Raw genomic sequence first — 20728 nt, 5'->3', positions numbered from 1 at the left:
ATGCCGCTCAAGGTGAGCCTCGTCTCGGCCGAGTCCGAAGTCTGGGCGGGCGAGGCGTCGCTCGTGGTCGCCAAGACCGTCCTCGGCGAGATCGGCTTCATGCCCGGTCACGAGCCCGTCCTCGCGGTGCTCGCCGAGGGCCAGGTGCGCATCACGCAGGCCGACGGCACGAAGATCATCGCGAACGCCCAGGACGGCTTCCTGTCCATGGACGGCGACGAGGTCTCGATCGTGGCCGGCAACGCCGCGCTCATCGCCTGAATCATTCTTCGGTCGTTGAGCGAGGAGCGAAGCGACGAGACGAAACGCCCCGAGCCTCCCGCAGGCTCCGGGGCGTTTCGTCTCGCTTCGCTCGCTCAACGACCGCTCGTGGACAAATGCTGATCCTTCTTCCGCCTTCCGAAACGAAACGTTCCGGGGGCTCCCGGCGTCCCGTCGATCTCGAGGGGCTCGCCCTTCCCGCACTGCGAGAGCAGCGCGCTCAGGTGCTTGCGGCGCTCGAGGAGCTGGCGACGGATGCCGAGACGGCAGCGCGGGTCTTGAAGCTCGGGCCCAGCCAGCTCGGCGAGATCGACGACAACGCGCGCGTGACGTCCTCGCCCACGATGGCCGCCGTGGACCGCTACACGGGTGTCCTGTACGACGCGCTGGGAGCTGCATCCCTCGACTCGGCCGCCCGCGCCTGGCTCGCACGGCGGGTCCTCATCCATTCCGCGCCGCTCGGCCCGGTCGGCGCGCTCGACCGCATCCCGGCGTATCGACTGAGCGCCGGGACGTCGCTTCCGGGCATCCCGCCACTGCGGCGGCTGTGGGCGGCGCCCGTCTCCCACGCCCTCGAGGCCGCGGACCCGGGGTTCGTCCTCGACCTGCGGTCCGAGGCGTACGCCGCGCTCGGGCCGGTGCCGGCATCCGTCGCCTCGGCCTACGTGCGCGTCGTCGCCGAGTCCGAGGGCGGCGCCGTCCGGGCTCTCAACCACTTCAACAAGCACGCCAACGGCGCCCTCGTCCGCCGGCTCGCGGTGCAGCGACCGCGCCTGTCGTCCCGCGCCGGCTTCGTGCGGTGGGCGGATGCTGCCGGCATCCGCGTGCGCGAAGGCTCGGCGGGAGAGCTCGAGCTGTTCGCCTAGCGCTCAGCGCTCGGTGTTGTCGGCGGTCTGCTGCGTGTTCTCGGCGATCGCGATCAGCGCGACCACCGCCTCGATGATGAAGCGCAGGATGACGATCGCGAGGAACGTCGCGATCGGCACGAGGATGAGCGTCGCGACGAGGAGCGACACGCCGGCTCCGGGGTTGAACGAGATGAGGTCGATCCCGACCCAGATCCCGCGCACGAACCACACGAGGAATCCGATGCCGATCGCGATGAGGCCCACGACGTAGAACGCGCTCGCGAGCCGCCTCGTGATGAACGTGCGGAACGAGATGTCGAACAGCGCGCTCAGGAACCCGCGCCCGATGTCGGACGCGTCGCCGACGGCGCGGGGGACGCCCGTGTCGTCGGGGTCGGCCGCGGGGTCGTAGGCACGCGCCGTCGCGGGGGAGCCGGCCGGGGCGGACCTGCGGGCTGCCGCCTCGTCGGCGGGCTGCTCGGGCAGGGGCGGAGGCGTGGGGTTCGAGTCGCTCATGAGAGTGTCCTTCCGCGAGGGGCTGTCGCCAGGCTAGCGATCGTCGACCGTCGCGGCGAGTCGCCGCGACGGTGAGTGCAGACGTCGGACGCTCATCGCTAGCATGTGATTCGGCGGGGCCGAGGGCCTCGTAGGCGCGGCCGGTACGCGTCCGTCTTCGACTCTCTAGGAGTTCGTTCCATGGACTACAACGACTACGGGTACGGGGGCATGCTCGCGTTCCTGCTCCTGTTGCTCCCTATCCTCCTGATCTTCGGCATCGCCGCCTACGTCCTGACTTCGTGGTTCCTGATGAAGGTCTTCCAGAAGGCCGGAGTCCAGGGCGGCTGGCGCGCCTGGGTTCCCGTGTACAACCTGATGGTCTTCTCCAAGCTCGGCGATCTGAGCCCGTGGCTGATCCTCTACGGCATCGGCGCCGCCTTCGTCCTGGGCTTCGTCGGGCTCGGGTGGATCGGATCGCTCGCCGGCTTCGTCGTGACCATCCTCGCGGCGTGGCGGGTGGGATTGAAGCTGCAGAAGGAAGCGGCCTGGACGATCCTCTACTTCTTCCTCCCGATCGTGTGGCTCGGCATCCTCGGCTTCGACAAGTCGCGCTGGAACCCGGCCGTCCCGCCCGCCCCATGGGCGAACAACGGCTTCCTCGGTGACCGCACCGTGTGGGCGGGCGTACCGTCGCAGGGCGGCGGATACGTGGCTCCGCAGCAGGGGTACGCCGCTCCGGGCGCTTACCCGCCCCCGGCCGCCGGCGCGTACCCGCCTCCTGCCGCTCCCGGCGCCTACCCGCCGCCCGCTCCCGGCTCGTACGCGCCTCCCGCCGACGCGACGCAGCCCCCGGCGGGCTACACGCCGCCGCCGACGGCGTACACCGAGCCGCCCGCATACACCCCGCCGCCGGCTTCCGAGCCGCCCGCCGGCTACACGCCGCCGCCCGCGGCCGCCGAGCCGCCTGCCGCGCCGGCGCCGTCCACCGGGGAGCCGCCGGCCGCGCCGGAGCCGCCCGCCGGCTACACCCCGGCACCTGCGGCGGAGTCCGCGCCCGAGCCGCCCGCAGCACCGGAGCCCGCCGCCCCCGAGCCCCCGGCCGCCGAGGCGCCGTCCGCGCCGGAGGAGCCCGCGGCGGCGCCGGAGCCGCCCGCCGCCGAACCGACCGCAGCCCCCGAGCCGCCGGCCGAGCCGGCCGCCGCCCCCGAGCCGCCCGCCGCCCCCGAACCGCCGGCCGCGTCGGAGGAGCCGGCCATCGTCTTCGAGCCGCCGGCCGCGGAGCCCGAGGCCCCCGCAACGCCCGAGCCGCCCGCGGAGCCCGAGGCGCCTGCCGAGCCGGAGGACCCGAAGGCGCCCAAGGCCTGATGACCGAATCGTGAACCCCCGCCCGTCCGGCGGGGGTTCACGCGTTTCGGCGCCGGCTTCCGGCGGGGTTAGCGTGGACGACATGACCTCCACGCCTGTCCCTCTCCGCCGCGTCGGCGCCTCCGGCCTCCTCGTCTCCGCCGTCGGGCTCGGCTGCAACAACTTCGGCCGCAGCGGCACGAAGACCGAGTCGATCGAGGGCACGCGCGCGGTCCTCGACGCGGCGATCGAGGCGGGCGTCACGTTCCTGGACACCGCCGACATCTACGGCAAGGAGCCCGGGCTGTCCGAGACCCTCATGGGCGAGGCACTGCAGCGGCGACGCGACGAGGTCGTCCTCGCGACGAAGTTCGGGCACGCCGACTTCGCGGCGGGCGTCCTGGGTGGGGCGAAGGCGTCGCGCACCCACGTGCGGCGTGCGGTCGAGGCATCCCTCACGCGCCTGAGGACGGACTGGATCGACCTCTACCAGCTCCACACGCCCGACCCCGCGACGCCCATCGACGAGACGCTGGACGCCCTCGGCGACCTCGTGCGCGAAGGCAAGGTGCGCTACATCGGCCACTCGAACCTCGCGGGCTGGCAGATCGCCGAGGCGCATTTCGTCGCGCGGGAGCGGCGCTCGGTGCCCTTCGTCTCGTCGCAGAACCAGTACAGCCTGCTCGCGCGCGGTGCCGAGCGGAACGTGCTGCGCGCGGTCGAGCGCTACGGCCTGGGCTTCTTCCCCTTCTTTCCGCTGCACAACGGCCTGCTCACGGGCAAGTTCACGCGGGATGCCGCTCCCGCCGACTCCCGGATCATGCGCCAGCGCCCCCACCTGTACGAGAACGCGCCGTGGGATGCGCTCGAGGCGTACCAGGCGTACTGCGATGAGCGCGGCATCACGATGCTCGAGGCGACGTTCGGCTGGTTCCTCGCGCGACCCGTCGTCGCGAGCGTCATCGCGGGTGCGACGAGCCCCGAGCAGGTGCGCGCCAATGCCGCCGCCGCGACCGCGTGGACGCCCACGGCCGACGACCTCGCGGCGATCGACGCGATCTTCCCGGCCTCGCCACCCTCCGACATGTGAGCCGCGGGCGGGCGCGGGAGCGGCATCCGGTGAGCGGTTCGCTCTCAGCGCACGGTGGGCGTTTGTACGCCGCGGCACGACAGGCGTAGCGTCGTTCGACGTGCGCGGCCGCTTCTGGGCGGATGTCGCCGCGCCGAAAGGAACACCGTGCTCGGAAAGCTCCTGGTGCGCTACCTCAGCCCCGCCTGGCTTCTCATCATCGGCGTCGTCGTCTTCCAGCTCGCGCAGTCCATCGCGTCGCTCATGCTGCCGACGCTCAACGCGAACATCATCGACAACGGCGTCGTGACCGGCGACATCGACTACATCTGGCAGACCGGCGGCGTCATGCTGATCGTGAGCCTCGTGCAGGTCGTGTGCTCGATCGTGGCCGTCTACTTCGGCTCCCGCCTCGCGATGGGGATGGGCCGTGATCTGCGCGGCGACCTCTTCCATCGCGTCGTGGCGTTCTCGCAGCGCGAGGTCGGCCAGTTCGGCGCTCCGTCGCTCATCACGCGCAACACGAACGACGTCCAGCAGGTCCAGATGCTCGTCCAGGTGTCCGCGACCCTCATGATCTCGGCACCCATGCTCGCGATCGGCGGCGTCATCATGGCCGTCCGGCAGGATGCCGGGCTGTCCTGGCTCATGGCCGTCTCGATCCCTGTCCTGCTCATCATCGTCGGGCTCATCGTCGTGCGCATGGTGCCCGCGTTCACGCAGATGCAGAAGAAGATCGACCGCGTCAACCAGATCATGCGCGAGCAGCTGAGCGGCATCCGCGTCATCCGCGCATTCGTGCGCGAGCGCGAGGAGCACGCCCGCTTCGAGGCGGCGAGCGTCGACGTCATGCAGACGGGCCTGCGCGCCGGCAACCTCATGGCGCTCATGTTCCCCTCGGTCATGCTCGTCATGAACGTCTCGAGCGTCGCCGTCATCTGGTTCGGCGCCTTCCAGGTGCAGGACAACGGCGTCCAGATCGGCACGCTGTTCGCGTTCCTCAACTACCTCATGCAGATCCTCATGGGCGTCATGATGGCGACCTTCATGTTCGTCATGATCCCGCGCGCGGCCGTGTGCGCGAACCGGATCGGCGACGTGCTCGAGACCGACCCGTCGGTCTCGGCGCCCGCCGACCCGGCCGCCCTCCGCGAGGCCATCGGCCGAGTCGAGTTCGAGCACGTCGACTTCGCCTATCCGGGAGCCGAGGACGCGGTGCTGCACGACCTGACGTTCACGGTCGAGCCTGGCACGACGACGGCCATCATCGGCTCGACGGGTGCCGGCAAGACGACGCTCGTCGGCCTGATCCCGCGCCTCTTCGACGTCACGGCGGGCGTCGTCCGCATCGACGGCGTCGACGTGCGCGACTACGAGCCCGACCTCCTGTGGGGTCGCATCGGCCTCATCCCGCAGCGGGCGTTCCTCTTCTCGGGGACGATCGCGTCGAACCTCCGCTACGGCGACGAGGAGGCGACCGACGAGGACCTGTGGCGCGCCCTCGAGCTCGCCCAGGCGAAGGACTTCGTCGAGGCGATGCCGGAGGGGCTCGCCGCGCCCATCGCCCAGGGCGGGACCAACGTGTCGGGCGGCCAGCGGCAGCGGCTCGCGATCGCCCGCGCCCTCGTCAAGCAGCCGGGGATCTACGTCTTCGACGACTCGTTCTCGGCGCTGGACCTGCGCACGGATGCCGCGCTCCGCCATGCGCTGGACACCCACCTGCCGCACGCGACGCGCGTCGTGGTCGCGCAGCGCGTCACGACGATCCAGCACGCCGACCAGATCATCGTCCTCGACCACGGACGCATGGTCGGCGTCGGCACCCACGACGAGCTGGTCGAGACGAACGAGACCTACCGCGAGATCGTCGATTCGCAGCTCGCGGCGGAGGCGGCGGCATGAGCGGCGGGCAGACGGCGGCTCCGCGCCGCATGCCGATGCAGCGCGGCCCCATGGGTCAGGCGGGGCCGGGGGAGAAGGCGCAGAACTTCGGGCCCAGCGCGAAGCGCCTGCTCGGCACGCTGCGCCGCGACCGGCCGCTGCTCATCGTCGTGCTCGTGCTCGGCATCCTGAGCGTCGCGCTCTCGGTCATCGGCCCCAAGCTCCTCGGCGAGGCGACGAACGTCGTCTTCGCGGGCTTCGTTTCTATGCAGACGCCCGAGGGGATGACGAAGCAGCAGGTCATCGACGGGCTCATCGCGCAGGGCAACCAGCAGCAGGCCGACATGCTCGCGGCGATGGACTTCGTCCCGGGCGCCGGAATCGACTTCGACAAGCTCGCCACGATCGTCCTGATCACGCTCGCCGTCTACGTCTTCGCGAGCCTCTTCGGCTGGCTGCAGGCGCGCATCCTCAACGGCGTCGTGCAGCGCGCGATGAACCGCCTGCGCCTCCAGGTGGAGGAGAAGGTCCACCGCCTGCCGCTGCGCTACTTCGACCGCGTCCAGCGCGGCGAGCTCCTGAGCCGCGTCACCAACGACGTCGACAACATCGGCCAGACGATGCAGCAGACGCTCTCGCAGGTCGTCATCTCGCTCCTGACGGTCATCGGCGTCCTGGTCATGATGTTCCTGATCTCGCCGCTCCTGGCGACGATCGCGCTCGTGACGATCCCGCTCACGATCGTCATCACGGTGCTGGTCGCCAAGCGCTCGCAGAAGCTTTTCGTCGCGCAGTGGGCTGCCACCGGCAAGCTCAATGCGCGCGTCGAGGAGACGTTCTCGGGTCACTCGGTCGTCAAGGTGTTCGGCCACCAGAAGGAGGTCGAGGCCGAGTTCCGCGACGAGAACGAAGAGGTCTACCGCGCGAGCTTCGGCGCGCAGTTCCTGTCGGGCATCATCATGCCCGCGATGATGTTCATCGGGAACCTCGTCTATGTCGCGATCGCCGTCGTCGGCGGCCTCCAGGTCGCGGCCGGGCTCATGTCGATCGGCGACGTACAGGCCTTCATCCAGTACTCGCGGCAGTTCACGCAGCCCCTCAGCCAGCTGGGCTCCATGGCGAACCTCCTCCAGTCCGGCGTCGCGAGCGCCGAGCGCGTGTTCGAGCTGCTCGACGAGGACGAGGAGACGCCCGATCCGGAGAACGCGGAGACGGCACCCGAGTCCGCGAGTCACCTGTCGTTCCAGAACGTCTCGTTCCGGTACGTCGAGGACAAGCCGCTCATCGACGATCTTTCGCTCGAGGCGACGCCGGGGAGCACCGTCGCGATCGTGGGTCCGACGGGCGCCGGCAAGACGACGCTCGTGAACCTCATCATGCGGTTCTACGACGTTGACAGCGGGCGCATCACGCTCGACGCCCCCGGTGTGAACGGGGAGCCGGTCGACACGCGCCGCATGACGCGCGACGACCTGCGCGCGCGGACGGGCATGGTGCTGCAGGACACGTGGCTGTTCGCGGGCACGATCCGCGAGAACATCGCCTACGGTCGGCCGGACGCCTCGGAGGAGGAGATCGTCGCGGCCGCGACGGCGGCGTACGTCGACCGCTTCGTCCACGCGCTGCCGGACGGCTACGACACGATGCTCGACGACGAGGCGACGAACCTGAGCGTCGGCGAGCGGCAGCTCGTCACGATCGCCCGCGCGTTCCTCGCCGATCCGCGCATCCTGATCCTCGACGAGGCGACGTCCTCGGTGGACACGCGCACGGAGCTGCTGATCCAGCGCGCCATGTCGCGACTGCGCGCCGATCGGACCGCCTTCGTGATCGCGCACCGCCTGTCCACGATCCGGGATGCCGATCTCATCCTCGTCATGGAGAGCGGCGCGATCGTCGAGCAGGGGTCGCACGAAGAGCTGCTGCGCGCGCGCGGCGCGTACTGGCGCCTGTACAACGCGCAGTTCGAGTCGGCGATCGAGGAGGAGGAGGCGCAGACCCCCGTGCTCGTCGGTGCACCGCCGATCCCGACGGTCGCCGAGCTCATCGCGGACGAGGGAATCGAGGCCGGTGAAGGCCCGTCCACTAGTATGTGAGGACGTCGGCGGACCGTCTGTCCGCCATGGCATTCGGGAGGATAGCGGCGTGTCCGAGGTATCCACCCAGCGTCGCTCTGTGACGTTCGGCGATCGCGCCCACGGCGGCACGATCGACCTGGCCTGGGCGGGGGTCACCCACAAGGGCCGCCGCCGCGACATCAATCAGGACGCCATGCTGACGGCCTTCCCGCTGTTCGTCGTCGCCGACGGCATGGGCGGGCACCTGGGCGGCGAGATCGCGAGCGCGAGCACCGTCGACCGCCTGCGCGGCGTCGTGGACGCGGGGCGGGTCAACGCGAAGGCGATCGAGAAGGGCCTCGCGCGGGCCGTCAAGGACATCGCGGGTCATCCCGACACGACCGACGACGGGACGGGGACGACCCTCACGGGCGTCTTCCTCGACGAGGCTCACACACCCCCGCAGTGGGTCACCCTCAACATCGGCGACTCCCGCGTGTATCTGCTCCGCGACGAGTCGCTCGTGCAGATCACGACCGACCATTCCGTCGTCCAGGAGCTCGTCGCAGCAGGGCGGCTGAGCCCCGAAGAGGCCGAGAACCACCCGTACGGCAATGTCATCACGCGTGCGGTCGGACCGAGCGAGGGCGCGACCCCCGACTACGTGCGGCTCGACGTCGCCGACGGCGACCGCTTCGTCATCTGCTCCGACGGCCTCACGAAAGAGCTGACCGACTACGGCATCCAGCACTTCCTCGGCGAGCAGGCCGATCCGGCCGACGCCGTCAACGCGATGCTCGAGGCCGCGCTCGAGAACGGCGGCCGTGACAACATCACGATCGTCGTCCTGAACGTCGCGCTCGGCACGGGCTCCTCCACAGCCGAGGACTGAACGCGCCGCGTCCACGGATGCCGCGGCGCCCGGTCGCCAGTCCGCTACGGCGACTTGACTGGCGCGGTGCCGAATCCTGCCCCGCCCCGTCCGGACGTCGACCCCTTCGACGCGGCCGATGAGCCGCTGACACTGCCGCCCGAGCCGTCCGCGCCGACGCGCGCGCCCCTGCCGGTCCTCGCGATGATCGTGCCGCTGGCTGGGGCGGTCGTGCTGTGGCTCGTGACCGGGTCGGCGCTCTCCCTGTGGCTCGCGCTCCTCGGGCCGCTCATCGCCGGCGCGACCTTCCTCGACGGGCGGCGTGCGGCGCGTCGCGAGCGTCGCCGCACGGCGGCCGAGACGGATGCCGCGCACGCCCGCATCGCGGAGTCCATCGCCGCTCGGCACGACCGTGAGCGCGAGCGACGGAGGGCGCAGCATCCCGATGTCGCAGCGTTCCTCGCCGGCCCCGGCGAGATCTGGCGCCACGTCCCCGCGCGAACGCAGGCCGTGGTCGTCGGCTCGGGTGCCGCCCCCAGCGCCGTGCAGGTGTCCGGCGGCGGGTCCGACGATCGCAGCCGGGAGCTGCGCAGGCAGGCGCGCGTCCTAACGGAAGTGCCGCTCGTCGTCCCGGCGGCGGGCGGGATCGCCGTCGTCGGCCCTCCTGTGCTCGCAGGCGCCGTCGCCCGCGGGCTCGTCCTGCAGACGTGCCTGACCCATTCGCCGGGTGACCTCCGCATCGTCGGGCCCCTCGCCGACGAGGACCGCTGGATCGAAGGGCTGCCGCACAGGAGGGCGGCGACCGGGACGGCGCTGGCCGTCGTGGCCGCCGGCGCGCCCATCCCCGGCGACGCCGACCTCGCGATCGTCCGCGCCGCGCCGTCGGGGCGCCCGCCGGCCGCGTGTGCGACGGTGCTGACCGTCGCGTCACCCGGCCGGGCACGAGTGGAGGCGGCGGGCGAGACGCGGGATGTCGCCGTGGAGGCGGTCTCGCTCGCTCAGGCCGAGCACATCGCAGCGCGGATCGCCGCCCTCGCGGACGAGCTGCCCGGGGACGAGGCGGCTCGTGCGCCGGTCGCACTCGCGCCGCTCCTCGGCGGTGCGCCGACGCCGGGGCTGGGTGCCGTCATCGGGCTCGAGGACGGCGCGCCGGCGTACGTCGACCTCGTCGCGGACGGTCCTCACGCGGTCGTCGCGGGAATGACCGGCAGCGGAAAGAGCGAGCTGCTCGTGACGTGGGTCGTCGCCCTGTGCGCCTCGCGCTCGCCGCGCGAGGTGAGCTTCCTGCTGGCCGACTTCAAAGGCGGGACGGCATTCGACGCCCTGGCGGGGCTTCCGCACGTCACGGGCGTCATCACCGATCTCGACGGGGCCGGCGCTCGGCGCGCGATCGAGAGCCTGCGAGCCGAGGTCCGGTGGCGCGAAGGCGAGCTCGCCCGGCACGGCGCCCGCGACATCCTCGATCCGCGTGTCGACCTGCCGCGCCTGGTCGTCGTGGTCGACGAGTTCGCCGCGCTCCTGGCCGACCACCCCGAGCTGCACGCCGTCTTCACCGACATCGCAGCCCGAGGGCGAGCCCTCGGGATGCACCTCGTCCTCGGCACCCAGCGTGTCGCCGGTGTCGTGCGGGACGCGCTGCTGGCGAACTGCCCGCTGCGCATCAGCCTCCGGGTCGCGGATGCCGCGGACAGCCGCGCCGTCGTCGGCACAGACGATGCGGCGCGCATCGTGGGCGCGGCGCGGGGTGTCGCCTTCCTGCGGCGCGCGGGCGACGCGGCGCCGCGCCGCATCCGCGTCGCGCTGTCCGAACCGGCCGACATCGCCAGGATCGCCGCGGCGGCGGCGGACGATCACCGTCCGCGCCGCCCGTGGCTGCCCGACCTCCCGTCGCGGATCGAGCTCACCGAGCTCGCGCGCGGTGACCTGCGCTCGGGCGAGCTCCTCCTCGGCCTCGCGGACGAGCCGGAGCGTCAGCGGCAGGTTCCCGTCGCCGTCGCACCCGACGACCGAGGAGTCCTCGTCCTCGGAGCCGCCGGGACGGGTAAGTCCACCGCGCTGCGTGTGCTGGCCGCGCAGGCCGCGGCGCCCGTCGTGGTCCCCGCCGACCCGGAGGGTGCCTGGGACGCGATCGCGGCGCTCGCCGACGAGCCGCCGCGCGGCAGCATCATCGTGATCGACGATCTGGACGCACTCGCGGTCCACTTCCCGCATGAGTACGCGGGCGAGCTGATGGAGCGGCTCGAGCGGGTCGTGCGCGGAGCGGGCGATCACGGACTCCTCATCGCCGCCTCCGTGCAGCGACTCACGGGCGGCGCGTCCCGCATCGCCGAGCTGCTGCCGCGGCGGGTCCTCCTCGGCGCCGCGACGCGCGCGGAGTACATCGCGCTGGGAGGCGACCCGTCGCACCACGCACCCGATCAGCCGCCCGGTCGAGCGCGCGTCGACGGGCGCGCCGTCCAGATCGCCGTCGCGCCCGGCCAGGCGCCGGCACGGGAGCGCGAGCCCGAGCCGTGGTTCCCGGATGCGCCCGTGACGGGCTTCGTCGCGCGGCGATCGGCCAGGGCGAGGGCCGCCCTCGTCGAGTGGGAGCGCCGCGGTGCCCTCGTCGTGCCGGTGGCCGAGGCATCCGTCGACATGGCGCAGAACGCGCGCCTCGTGCTCACAGGCGACGCGGAGGACTGGCAGCGTCAGTGGCAGCTGCTGACCACGGTTCGCAACGAGCACACGCTCGTGATCGACACGTCCGTGGCCTCCGACTTCCGTGCCCTGAGCGCCGATCGCTCGCTGCCGCCCTACTGCGCGCCGGGCCGCGCAAGGGCGTGGCTGTGCCGGGATGCGCGCCCTGCCGAGCGCATCGCCCTCCCGGACGGGGGCGATGTCTCCGGCTGAACCGGGGGCTCGAGAGCGGCCGTCGGAGCGCGGGACCCGATCTCATCACGAGTGGTCCTCGATCGCTTGACCGAAGCGCGAGGCCCCGCATACGGTCTCCATGTGTCAACTACCCCCATCAACCTGGACCGGCCCGACGGAAAAGGTCTGAAGGCGGGCGCTCTGGGTCTCTGGGGCTCCACCGTCATCGGGCTCGCCTCGACCGCGCCTGCGTATTCCCTCGTCGCGACGCTCGGCTGGGTCGTGCTCGCCGTCGGCGCGCAGGCCCCCATCGCGTTCATCATCGCGTTCATCCCGATGCTCTTCATCGCCTTCGCCTACCGGGAGCTGAACAACCGAGTGCCCGACTGCGGGACGACGTTCACGTGGGGCACGAAGGCGTTCGGGCCGTGGGTCGGCTGGATGGGGGGCTGGGGCGTCGCGGTCGCCGGGATGGTGGTCCTCGCCAACCTCGCGCAGATCGCCTCGATCTACTTCTGGAACCTGTTCGGGGTGGAGTTCGAGGCCAACAACGACTGGCGCATCATCCTCGTGGGCGTCATCTTCATCGCGGCGATGACGTGGGTGTCGTGGCGCGGTGTCGAGATCGGGGAGCGCATCCAGAACGTGCTGCTCGCGATCCAGTACCTCGCACTCGCGATCTTCGCGGTGGCGGCGCTCTGGCAGTTCTTCGCCGGCACGGCGCCGAACCCGACGCCGTTCGACTGGGCGTGGTTCAACCCGTTCGGCTTCACGGACTGGAGCGGCTTCGTCGAGGCGATCCTCCTCGCCCTCTTCATCTACTGGGGCTGGGACACCTGCCTCGCCCTCAACGAGGAGACGAAGGATCCCAAGCGCATCCCCGGCCGGGCGGCGCTGCTGACGACGGTCATCCTGCTCTTCACATACGTCGGCGTGACCATCTCGGCGATGATGTACGCGGGCGTCGGCGAGGACGGGACCGGGCTCGGCAACGAGGCCAACGCCGATGACTTCTTCCTCGCCATCAAGGACGGCCTCCTCGGGCCGCTCGGCTGGCTGCTCGTCGTGGCCGTCATGATCTCGGCCATCTCCTCGACGCAGACGACGATCCTCCCGACCGCGCGCGGCACCCTCGCGATGGCGGCCTACAAGGCGCTGCCCAAGCGCTTCGCGCACGTGCACCCGGAGTACCGCACTCCGTCGTTCTCGACCCTCGTCATGGGCGTCGTCGCGATCCTGTACTACGTCGGCTTCACGCTCATCAACGACAACATCCTGCAGGACTCGATCCTGTCCCTCGGCCTCGCGATCGCGTTCTACTACGGCATCACGGGCTTCGCGTGCGTGTGGTTCTTCCGCCGCGAGCTGTTCACCTCGCCGCGCAACTTCTTCTACAAGTTCCTGTTCCCGCTGCTGGGCGCCGTCATGCTGACCTACGCCTTCGTCCAGTCGGCGATCGACATGTGGGACGTCGACTACGGCTACTCCGTCCTCCTGGGGGTCGGCGGGTCGTTCGTCATGGGGATCGGGGCGCTCGCGGTCGGCGTGCTGCTCATGTTCCTCTGGTTCTTCTTCCCACGTGCGAAGCCCTTCTTCCGCGGAGAGAGCCTCAACGAGGACACCGAGGTCCTCGTGCCGGAGGAGCCGGCCTCCTACGCGAGGTCGGTCGACGGCGGACTCGTCTGACCTGCAGCAGACCCTCGACCACCTCGCAAAGGGAGCATCCTCGTGCGCATCCTCATCGTCGGCGCCGGCGGCGTCGGCTCGGCAGCCGCCCGCATCGCCGTCCGTCGCGACTTCTTCGAGAAGCTCGTCCTCGCCGACTACGACCCCGCGCGACCCCAGGCGCTCGTGGCCGAACTGGCCGACGAGCGGCTGACCGCGGCGCAGGTCGATGCCTCCAGCGCCGAGTCGGTCGCGGCGCTCGTCCGCGAGCACGGAGTGACGCATGTGCTCAACGCCGTGGACCCGCGGTTCGTCATGCCGATCTTCGACGGATGCTTCGCGGCGGGTGCGACCTACCTCGACATGGCGATGAGCCTGTCGCACCGGCATCCCGACAAGCCCTATGAGCTCCCCGGCGTGAAACTCGGCGACGAGCAGTTCGCGAAAGAGACGGAGTGGAAGGATGCCGGACGTCTCGCGCTCGTCGGGATCGGCGTCGAGCCAGGCCTCTCCGACGTCTTCGCCCGCTACGCCGAGGACGAGCTGTTCAGCGAGATCGACGAGCTCGGCGTACGCGACGGGGCGAACCTCGTCGTCGCCGGCTACGACTTCGCGCCGTCGTTCTCGATCTGGACGACGATCGAGGAATGCCTCAACCCGCCCGTCGTCTACGAGCAGGATCGCGGCTGGTACACGACGCCGCCTTTCAGCGAGCCCGAGGTGTTCGACTTCCCCGAGGGCATCGGGCCGGTCGAGTGCGTCAACGTCGAGCACGAGGAGGTCCTCCTCATGCCGCGCTGGACGAATGCGAAGCGCGTCACCTTCAAGTACGGCCTCGGCGACGAGTTCATCGAGGTGCTGAAGGTGCTCAACAAGCTGGGCCTCGATCGCACCGACAAGGTGAACGTGAAGGGCGTCGAGGTGTCGCCGCGCGACGTCGTGGCGGCGTGCCTGCCCGACCCCGCGACGATCGGGGACCGCATGACGGGCAAGACGTGCGCGGGGGTCTGGGTGACCGGGACCGGCAAGGACGGGCAGCCGCGCTCGACCTACCTGTACCACGTGGCCGACAACGAGCACACGATGGCCGAGTACAACTCGCAGGCCGTCGTGTGGCAGACGGCCTTCAACCCGATCATCGCCCTCGAGCTCCTCGCGACCGGGGTGTGGTCGGGAACGGGCATCCTCGGCCCCGAGGCGTTCGACGCGAAGCCGTTCCTCGAGCTGCTCGCGACGCCTGCCCCGACAGGCTACGGGAGCCCCTGGGGCATCCAGGAGCTCCCGGTCTGACCCCGCCGCCCGCTGCACGGGCGCGAGACTTCACGAACGGGGCGCCTTCCGGCGTGTCGGGCCCCGTTCGTGAAGTTTGGCGAACAGTGCGCGGGTCAGGCCAGCGCGTCCGCTAGCGGCGCGAGGTCGAGGCCGTGCGCCGTCGCCACCCCCGGGTTCACCACCCGGCCGTCGACCGTGTTGAGCCCGGCAGCGAGGGCGGGGTCGGCGCGCAGGGCGTCCTTCCACCCCAGGCGGGCGATCTGCCGGATGTAGGGGAGCGTCGCGTTCGTGAGCGCTGAGGTCGAGGTGTTGGGGACGGCGCCGGGCATGTTCGCGACGCAGTAGAAGATGCTGCCGTGCACAGCGAAGGTGGGGTCGGCGTGGGTCGTCGGGCGCGTGTCCTCGAAGCATCCGCCCTGGTCGACCGCGATGTCGACGAGGACGCTTCCCGGGCGCATCCGCCGCACCATGTCGTTCGTGACGAGCTTCGGCGCCTTGGCGCCCGGAATGAGCACCGACCCGATGACGAGGTCCGAGTCGGTCACAGCCCGGTCCAGGTCCAGGGGATTGGATGCCGCGGTCTTCACCCGGCCTTGGAAGTGGTCGTCGAGATAGCGCAGGCGCTGCACGTTCGTGTCGAAGACCGTGACGTCGGCGCCCAGGCCCACCGCGATGACGGCGGCGTTCGCGCCGGCCACGCCGCCGCCGATCACCGTGACACGCGCGGGCCGTGTGCCGGGCACGCCCGACATCAGGAGACCGAGGCCTCCCGCGGAGCGCATGAGGGTCGCGGCGCCGACGGTAGGCGCGAGGCGCCCCGCGACCTCGCTCATGGGCGCGAGCAGCGGCAGGCCGCCGCCGGGCAGCTGCACGGTCTCGTACGCGATGGCGGTGACGCCGTCGGCGACGAGCCGGTCGGTCAGCGGGCGGTCGGCGGCGAGGTGCAGGTACGTGAACAGCACGAGATCGTCGCGGAAGTGCCCGTACTCCGAGGCGATGGGCTCTTTGACCTTGAGCAGCAGCTCGGCACGCGCCCACACGTCGGCGGCATCGTCGAGCAGCGTCGCGCCGGCGTCCTCGTACTCGGCGTCGGGCATCGACGAGCCGAGGCCCGCGCCCCGCTGCACGAAGACCTCATGGCCGGCCGCGGCGAGGTCGTGGACCCCCGACGGCGTCAGCGCGACGCGGTATTCGTTGTTCTTGATCTCGGTGGGGACGCTGATCCTCATCGATCATTCCTTTCCGCTCGTTGTGCGAGCTCGCTAGAAAGCGGGGCGGATGGCCCCGACTCCTGTACCGCCGCCGGAGACCGACAGGGGAAGCTTCGTCAGCGTCTCGGCGACGTCGGCCGAGGGGAGGGCGCCGGCGCGCTCGAGCAGGCGCAGTGCGACGGCGGTCGCGGCCCGGCCGCTGCCGTCGAGGATCTTCAGGGCCACCGTCGTGCCGTTCGGCGCGACCATGACCATGACGCCCTCGGCGCCACCCTTGGCGAAGACGCCGTGGCGCTCGATCGCGATCGTGTCGGGGCGGCCCGGACCGTCGATGGTCCACGGGTGCTCGCGCACGGCGCGCACGAGCGTGCCCGCGCTGCGGTGCAGGGCGAACGGCGACGTCTGCGACGCCGTGCCGATGCGGTGGATCGCCTTGGCGAGGCCCGCGAGGCTCGTCGCGTACACGGGCGCGCCGCATCCGTCGACCGCCGTCGCGACCGCCTTCTCGCCGATGAGGCGCTCGACGACGTCGCGGATGTGGGCCTGCACGGGATGCTCGGGGTCGAGGTAGCCCCGCGGATCCCAGCCGTTGACGCTGCACGCGAGCAGCATCGCGGCGTGCTTGCCCGAGCAGTTCATGCGGATCCGGGCCGGCTCGTAGTGCTCGCGGACCATCTCGTCGCGCGTCGCCTGGTCGGTCGGCCACGCGGGCGGGCAGGCGAGCGCGTCCTCGCCGAGCCGCGCGGCGTCGAGGATGTCGCGCACGGCGGAGACGTGGCGGTCGGTCCCGGAGTGGCTCGCCGTGGCCAGCGCGAGGCGCTCATCCTCGAGCGGAGCGCCGGCCGTGAGGCACGCGAGCGCCTGGAGGGGCTTGAGGCTCGACCGGGGCAGGATCGGCGTCGTGACGTCGCCGAGCTGCGCGGCGACGATGCCGTCGGGCGAGAGGACGATGGCCGACCCGACGTGACGCGACTCGACGAATCCGCTGCGTTCGACGACGGCGAGTTCGACGGCATCGGCTGCGGCGAAGGTCTGCGGCACCACGCCAGCCTACCGCCGCGTCCCGGCGCGCCACGGCGTGTCAGACTGGGCGGATGTTCGGGGAGCACCGCTACGACGTCACCTCCACCTGGACGGGCGATCGAGGCACGGGGACGAGCGGATACCGCGACTACGACCGCTCCGTCACGATCGAGATCGAGGGCAAGCCGACGCTCCTGGCCTCCAGCGACAAGCCCTTCCGCGGCGATCGAGCGAAGTGGAACCCCGAGGACCTGCTGCTGGCGTCGCTGAGCGAGTGTCACCTGCTGTCGTACCTCCACGCGTGCGTGCAGGCCGGTGTCGTCGTCGTCGGCTATCGGGACGAGGCATCCGGTGTCATGGTCGAGGACGGACGCGGTGGCGGCCGGTTCACCGAGGTCGTGCTGCGCCCGCACGTGACGGTCGCGGACGCGTCGATGACGGATGCCGCGACCGCCGCTCACGAGCAGGCGCACGCGTGGTGCTTCATCGCGAACTCGGTCAACTTCCCCGTCCGGCACGAGCCGACCGTACATGTCGCGCGGGACTGATCCGCCCCGCATCGACAGGTCAACCACGCGTCCACAGGACGATCCGGCGCAGATCGGCCTGCGGATGCGTGATTGACCTGTGCTCGGGTGGGTGGGGCGGGGAGCTCAGCGGCGCTCGTGGGGGAGGACCTGCTTGATGCGGTCGATGCCGTGGGCGGGCGCCTCGTTGTAGGCGTTCGCGAGCTCCTGCCCCGAGAGGGCGTGGATCGCGGCCATGATCTCGTCCGTCGCGAGCCGGCGGGCCTTGCCGGAGGAGGCGGGGCCGTGGTGCGCGAGGTCGAGCGGCTCACCGAACTTGACGGTGACGCGCTCCTTCATCGACGGCCGCTTCGCGCCGACGGGCATGGCCTTGTCGGTGCCGATCAGTCCGACGGGCACGACCTTGGCGCCCGTCTCGAGCGCGAGGAACGCGACGCCTGTCCGGCCCTTGTAGAGGCGGCCGTCGAGGGAGCGGGTGCCCTCGGGGTAGAGCGCGACGGCCTTGCCCTCCTCGAGCAGTCGTCGCTGCTGGTCCAGGGCGTCCAGCGCCGCCTGGCCCGCGCCGCGCTGGACCGGGATCGCGCCGATCGACGTGAAGAAGGTGCGTGAGAACCAGCCGGAGGCGCCCTTGCCCTCGAAGTAGCTCGCCTTGGCGAGGAAGTGCACGGGGCGGGGAGCGGCGACCGGGATGGCGATCGAGTCGAGGAACGACAGGTGGTTGCTCGCGAAGATGACGGGCCCGACCGTGGGAACCGTGTGCGTTCCCTCGACGTGCGGACGGTACACGAGGCGGCCGATCGACGCGATGAGGAAGCGGCCGAGCGTGTAGGTGAATCCCATGCGGGTCGTGGGCGGCTCCTGCTCGCTCGGCGAGAGGTCGACAGGATCCGTGGAAGTCACCCATCGAGGGTACTCTCCCCTTCATTCCGCGGGCGGCATGGCGGGTTCTCAGCACAGACCGAGGAAATCTGGGCGAAGATGGAGATTCCCCTTACCGAATCAACGAGGTTCCTCCGTGCGCACTCGCTCGATCACCTTCCTCTCCGCCCTCGCCCTCTCGGGCGTGCTGCTCGCGGGATGCTCCTCCGCCGGGCCGTCCGAGTCCGAGGCGACGCCCTCGGCGACGGCGACGACCGCAGCCGACCTCTGTGCGGCGCAGGCTCCCTCCGGCGACGCCGTCGAGGCGGTCACGGTCGACGGCGAGGTGGGCGAGGAGTCGACCGCCGAGTTCGAGACGCCGCTGGAGATCGCGGAACTGCAGACGACGGCCGTCGAGGAGGGGTCCGGTGACCCGGCGGTGGCGGGCGACCTCCTGACGCTCGCGCTGTCGGCCTTCAATGCGGAGACGGGCGAGAAGCTCGCCTCGCAGGGCTACAACGACGACCTCCTGCCGCAGCAGGTCTCGCCGGACAGCGCACTGGGCCAGCTCGTCGGCTGCGCCAAGCCGGGCTCGCGCTACGTCTCGGCGTTCCCGGGCTCCGAGGATCAGGGCACCCCCGCGCAGGTGTACATCATCGACGTGCTGGGCACGGTCCCCTCGGCCGCGTGGGGCGAGCCGCAGGAGCCCGTCGACGGCATGCCGACGGTCGAGCTCGAAGAGGACGGCTCTCCGACCGTCACCCTCCCCGAGGGCGACATGCCGACGGAGTTCGAGAAGGCCACCCTCCTCGAGGGTGACGGTCCCGTCGTCGAGGCGGGCGATTCCGTCCTCGTGCAGTACCACGGCGTCTCGTGGGACACGGGCGAAGTATTCGACGAGTCGTGGGGCAAGCAGCCCTTCAGCTTCACAGTGGGATCTGGCGTCGTCGAGGGCTTCAGCGAGGCTGTGACCGGCGAGACGGTCGGCTCGCAGGTCATCGCGGTGCTCCCGCCCGCTATGGCCTACGGCGAGGGCGAGATCAACGACGCCGACCTCACCGGCCAGACGCTCGTCTTCGTCGTCGACATCCTCGCCGTCGCGAAGGCGCCCGCGCAGTAAGGCCTCAGAGCTCGCCGAACCCCGCAGCGACGAGTTCGGCGAGCTCGCCGGCGGCCTCCGCCGCCTGAGGGCCGGTCGCCTCGATCCGCACGCGCGTGCCCTGACCGACGCCGAGCGCCATGAGCGAGGCCAGGCTCGTCGCCGAGACAGGCCCGCTGCCCGAGTCGAGATCGGTCACCGTGACGCGGGCGTCGTAGAGGCCGGCGGTCTTGACGAACGTCGCCGCGGGACGCGCGTGCAGCCCGGACGCATTGCGGATGACGGCCTCGAACGAGCACGCGCCCTCGGCCTCGGCCGCGGCCGGATTCGCGTCCGGCGCCACGGCGTCGCGCCGATCGAGCTGAACGGCCTTCGCCTCGAGAGCACGCGTCGCCTCGGCGTCCACCGTCGCGAGGTCGGCACCCGACGCCGCCGTCACGACGGCGGCGATGAGCCCGTCGACGAAGGGCGCGGCGCTGAGGACGACCGGTGCGTCCGTCGTGACGAACTCCAGCGCCATGCCGGAGCTCAGCACCGCCGATCCGAGGTCCATGAGGACGAGGACGCCGTCGGGCGAGGCGACCTCGTCGATCGCGGCGGCGATGGCGACAGCATCCGTCCCCGTCGCACCCCCCGCGGCGCCCGCGGCGACCCTCACGGGAGGAGGGGATGCCGCGGCCATCTCGAGCGCGACCTCGACGGCCGCGCGCGCGAGGGCGGGAGAGTGCGAGACGACGACGATGCCGATCACGTCAGCCCGCCCAGCGCATCGGCGAGGGCCGTGAAGAGCAGGGCGGTCGACGTCGCGCCGGGGTCGAGGTGACCCGCACTGCGCTCGCCGAGATAGCTCGCTCGCCCCCTGCGGGCGACGAGCGGGATCGTGGCGTCCCGGCCCGTCGCGGCGGCGGCGGCAGCGGCGGCGGATGCCTCGGCCGCCGTGCCTCCGTCGTCGACCGTGGTCTCCCAAGCCGTCACGGCGGGCTCCATCGCGTCGACCATCGTCTTGTCGCCGAGCTCGGCCTTGCCGCGCGCGACGATGCCGTCCAGGCCAGCGCGCAGCGCCGATCCGAGTGCTCGCGCGTCGAGCTCCCGGGCGGCGCCCGCGCTCATGCCCAGGCGCAGGAAGAACGTCCCGTAGAGCGGACCGCTCGCGCCGCCGACGCTCGTGACGAGCGTCATCCCGACGGACTTGAGCAGATCGGCCGCCGCCGAGCCGTCGGCGTCGAGCGTGCCGACGACGGCGTTCATGCCGCGCACCATGTTGGCTCCGTGGTCGGCGTCGCCGATGACGGAGTCGAGCTCGGTGAGCTCGTGCTGGTGCTCCGACACGAGCGCCTGGAAGCGCCGGAGCCAGTCGATGAGCTGAGCGGTCGTGATGTCGGCCATCGTCGTCG

At 71.3% G+C, this 20728-nt stretch carries 18 protein-coding genes; 12 read left to right on the top strand and 6 right to left on the bottom strand.

All coding sequences use genetic code 11. The features are described 5' to 3' along the window. Both ABZ477_RS11980 and ABZ477_RS11975 read left to right on the top strand, forming a co-directional pair. Positions 1-261: a F0F1 ATP synthase subunit epsilon gene (locus ABZ477_RS11980; RefSeq protein ID WP_360132899.1), complete on the top strand. Its 261-nt coding sequence runs from the start codon at positions 1-3 to the stop codon at positions 259-261. 116 nt (positions 262-377) lie between these two features. Next, positions 378-1127 (top strand): peroxide stress protein YaaA, encoded by a 750-nt coding sequence (locus ABZ477_RS11975; protein WP_360132896.1) that lies wholly within the window; start codon positions 378-380, stop codon positions 1125-1127. 3 nt (positions 1128-1130) lie between these two features. On the opposite strand, the gene ABZ477_RS11970 is transcribed toward ABZ477_RS11975, so the two are convergent. After that, the gene (locus ABZ477_RS11970; RefSeq protein WP_360132893.1) at positions 1131-1625 is read right to left on the bottom strand and encodes a DUF4282 domain-containing protein; all 495 of its coding nucleotides are present in this window, start codon (positions 1623-1625) and stop codon (positions 1131-1133) included. Positions 1626-1805: 180 nt separating this feature from the next. Here ABZ477_RS11970 and ABZ477_RS11965 point away from each other — a divergent pair, with 180 nt between their 5' ends. The 8 genes from ABZ477_RS11965 to ABZ477_RS11930 all read left to right on the top strand — a co-directional run bounded on the left by ABZ477_RS11965 (position 1806) and on the right by ABZ477_RS11930 (position 14634). Next, complete coding sequence (locus ABZ477_RS11965) at positions 1806-2972, top strand: hypothetical protein (RefSeq protein WP_360132890.1); 1167 nt, start codon at positions 1806-1808, stop codon at positions 2970-2972. Between the two features lie 82 nt (positions 2973-3054). Further along, positions 3055-4041, top strand: coding sequence for an aldo/keto reductase (locus ABZ477_RS11960; RefSeq protein WP_360132887.1), 987 nt, complete (start codon positions 3055-3057; stop codon positions 4039-4041). Between the two features lie 147 nt (positions 4042-4188). Next, positions 4189-5922: an ABC transporter ATP-binding protein gene (locus ABZ477_RS11955; RefSeq protein WP_360132883.1), complete on the top strand. Its 1734-nt coding sequence runs from the start codon at positions 4189-4191 to the stop codon at positions 5920-5922. 29 nt (positions 5923-5951) lie between these two features. Continuing rightward, positions 5952-7997: an ABC transporter ATP-binding protein gene (locus tag ABZ477_RS11950; RefSeq protein WP_360133416.1), complete on the top strand. Its 2046-nt coding sequence runs from the start codon at positions 5952-5954 to the stop codon at positions 7995-7997. Between the two features lie 49 nt (positions 7998-8046). After that, entirely contained in the window at positions 8047-8850 is an 804-nt protein-coding gene (locus ABZ477_RS11945; protein ID WP_360132880.1) for a protein phosphatase 2C domain-containing protein, read from the top strand. Between the two features lie 66 nt (positions 8851-8916). After that, the gene (locus ABZ477_RS11940; RefSeq protein WP_360132877.1) at positions 8917-11718 is read left to right on the top strand and encodes an FtsK/SpoIIIE domain-containing protein; all 2802 of its coding nucleotides are present in this window, start codon (positions 8917-8919) and stop codon (positions 11716-11718) included. A gap of 102 nt (positions 11719-11820) precedes the next feature. Further along, positions 11821-13365, top strand: a complete 1545-nt coding sequence (locus tag ABZ477_RS11935) for an APC family permease (RefSeq protein WP_360132874.1) — start codon at positions 11821-11823, stop codon at positions 13363-13365. A gap of 42 nt (positions 13366-13407) precedes the next feature. Next, positions 13408-14634 carry a saccharopine dehydrogenase C-terminal domain-containing protein gene (locus ABZ477_RS11930; RefSeq protein WP_360132871.1) on the top strand — a complete coding sequence of 409 codons (1227 nt, stop codon included), beginning with the start codon at positions 13408-13410 and terminating at the stop codon, positions 14632-14634. Between the two features lie 95 nt (positions 14635-14729). On the opposite strand, the gene ald is transcribed toward ABZ477_RS11930, so the two are convergent. Then, positions 14730-15845: an alanine dehydrogenase gene (gene ald / locus ABZ477_RS11925; RefSeq protein WP_360132868.1), complete on the bottom strand. Its 1116-nt coding sequence runs from the start codon at positions 15843-15845 to the stop codon at positions 14730-14732. Positions 15846-15878: 33 nt separating this feature from the next. Next, positions 15879-16868: an asparaginase gene (locus tag ABZ477_RS11920; protein ID WP_360132866.1), complete on the bottom strand. Its 990-nt coding sequence runs from the start codon at positions 16866-16868 to the stop codon at positions 15879-15881. A 53-nt stretch (positions 16869-16921) separates the two neighbouring features. On the opposite strand from ABZ477_RS11920, the gene ABZ477_RS11915 reads away from it, so the two are divergent. Beyond that, the gene (locus ABZ477_RS11915; protein WP_360132863.1) at positions 16922-17398 is read left to right on the top strand and encodes an OsmC family protein; all 477 of its coding nucleotides are present in this window, start codon (positions 16922-16924) and stop codon (positions 17396-17398) included. 105 nt (positions 17399-17503) lie between these two features. Here ABZ477_RS11915 and ABZ477_RS11910 read toward each other — a convergent pair whose 3' ends face one another. Next, entirely contained in the window at positions 17504-18217 is a 714-nt protein-coding gene (locus ABZ477_RS11910; RefSeq protein WP_360133413.1) for a lysophospholipid acyltransferase family protein, read from the bottom strand. Between the two features lie 175 nt (positions 18218-18392). Here ABZ477_RS11910 and ABZ477_RS11905 point away from each other — a divergent pair, with 175 nt between their 5' ends. Further along, on the top strand, positions 18393-19355 hold the full coding sequence (locus ABZ477_RS11905) for an FKBP-type peptidyl-prolyl cis-trans isomerase (protein WP_360132860.1): 963 nt from the start codon (positions 18393-18395) through the stop codon (positions 19353-19355). Between the two features lie 4 nt (positions 19356-19359). Here the strand turns inward: ABZ477_RS11905 and ABZ477_RS11900 are convergent, their stop codons facing one another. Next, positions 19360-20085 (bottom strand): HPr family phosphocarrier protein, encoded by a 726-nt coding sequence (locus ABZ477_RS11900; RefSeq protein WP_360132857.1) that lies wholly within the window; start codon positions 20083-20085, stop codon positions 19360-19362. Continuing rightward, complete coding sequence (gene dhaL / locus ABZ477_RS11895) at positions 20082-20720, bottom strand: dihydroxyacetone kinase subunit DhaL (RefSeq protein ID WP_360132854.1); 639 nt, start codon at positions 20718-20720, stop codon at positions 20082-20084. Before dhaL ends, ABZ477_RS11900 begins: the two co-directional genes overlap by 4 nt. Positions 20721-20728 lie beyond the last annotated feature (8 nt).

The sequence above is a fragment of the Microbacterium sp. NPDC019599 genome, assembly GCF_040632175.1.
In the GTDB taxonomy this organism is placed as follows: Bacteria; Actinomycetota; Actinomycetes; order Actinomycetales; family Microbacteriaceae; genus Microbacterium.
This window is presented reverse-complemented; position numbering and strand designations above follow the sequence as displayed.

What these genes read in the sequence shown, in the direction of transcription:
- ABZ477_RS11980 (WP_360132899.1), top strand. Translation starts at nt 1, where the DNA reads ATGCCGCTCAAGGTGAGCCTCGTCTCGGCCGAGTCCGAAGTCTGGGCG.
- ABZ477_RS11975 (WP_360132896.1), top strand. Translation starts at nt 378, where the DNA reads ATGCTGATCCTTCTTCCGCCTTCCGAAACGAAACGTTCCGGGGGCTCC.
- ABZ477_RS11970 (WP_360132893.1), bottom strand. Translation starts at nt 1,625, where the DNA reads ATGAGCGACTCGAACCCCACGCCTCCGCCCCTGCCCGAGCAGCCCGCC.
- ABZ477_RS11965 (WP_360132890.1), top strand. Translation starts at nt 1,806, where the DNA reads ATGGACTACAACGACTACGGGTACGGGGGCATGCTCGCGTTCCTGCTC.
- ABZ477_RS11960 (WP_360132887.1), top strand. Translation starts at nt 3,055, where the DNA reads ATGACCTCCACGCCTGTCCCTCTCCGCCGCGTCGGCGCCTCCGGCCTC.
- ABZ477_RS11950 (WP_360133416.1), top strand. Translation starts at nt 5,952, where the DNA reads ATGCCGATGCAGCGCGGCCCCATGGGTCAGGCGGGGCCGGGGGAGAAG.
- ald (WP_360132868.1), bottom strand. Translation starts at nt 15,845, where the DNA reads ATGAGGATCAGCGTCCCCACCGAGATCAAGAACAACGAATACCGCGTC.
- ABZ477_RS11915 (WP_360132863.1), top strand. Translation starts at nt 16,922, where the DNA reads ATGTTCGGGGAGCACCGCTACGACGTCACCTCCACCTGGACGGGCGAT.
- ABZ477_RS11910 (WP_360133413.1), bottom strand. Translation starts at nt 18,217, where the DNA reads ATGGGATTCACCTACACGCTCGGCCGCTTCCTCATCGCGTCGATCGGC.
- dhaL (WP_360132854.1), bottom strand. Translation starts at nt 20,720, where the DNA reads ATGGCCGACATCACGACCGCTCAGCTCATCGACTGGCTCCGGCGCTTC.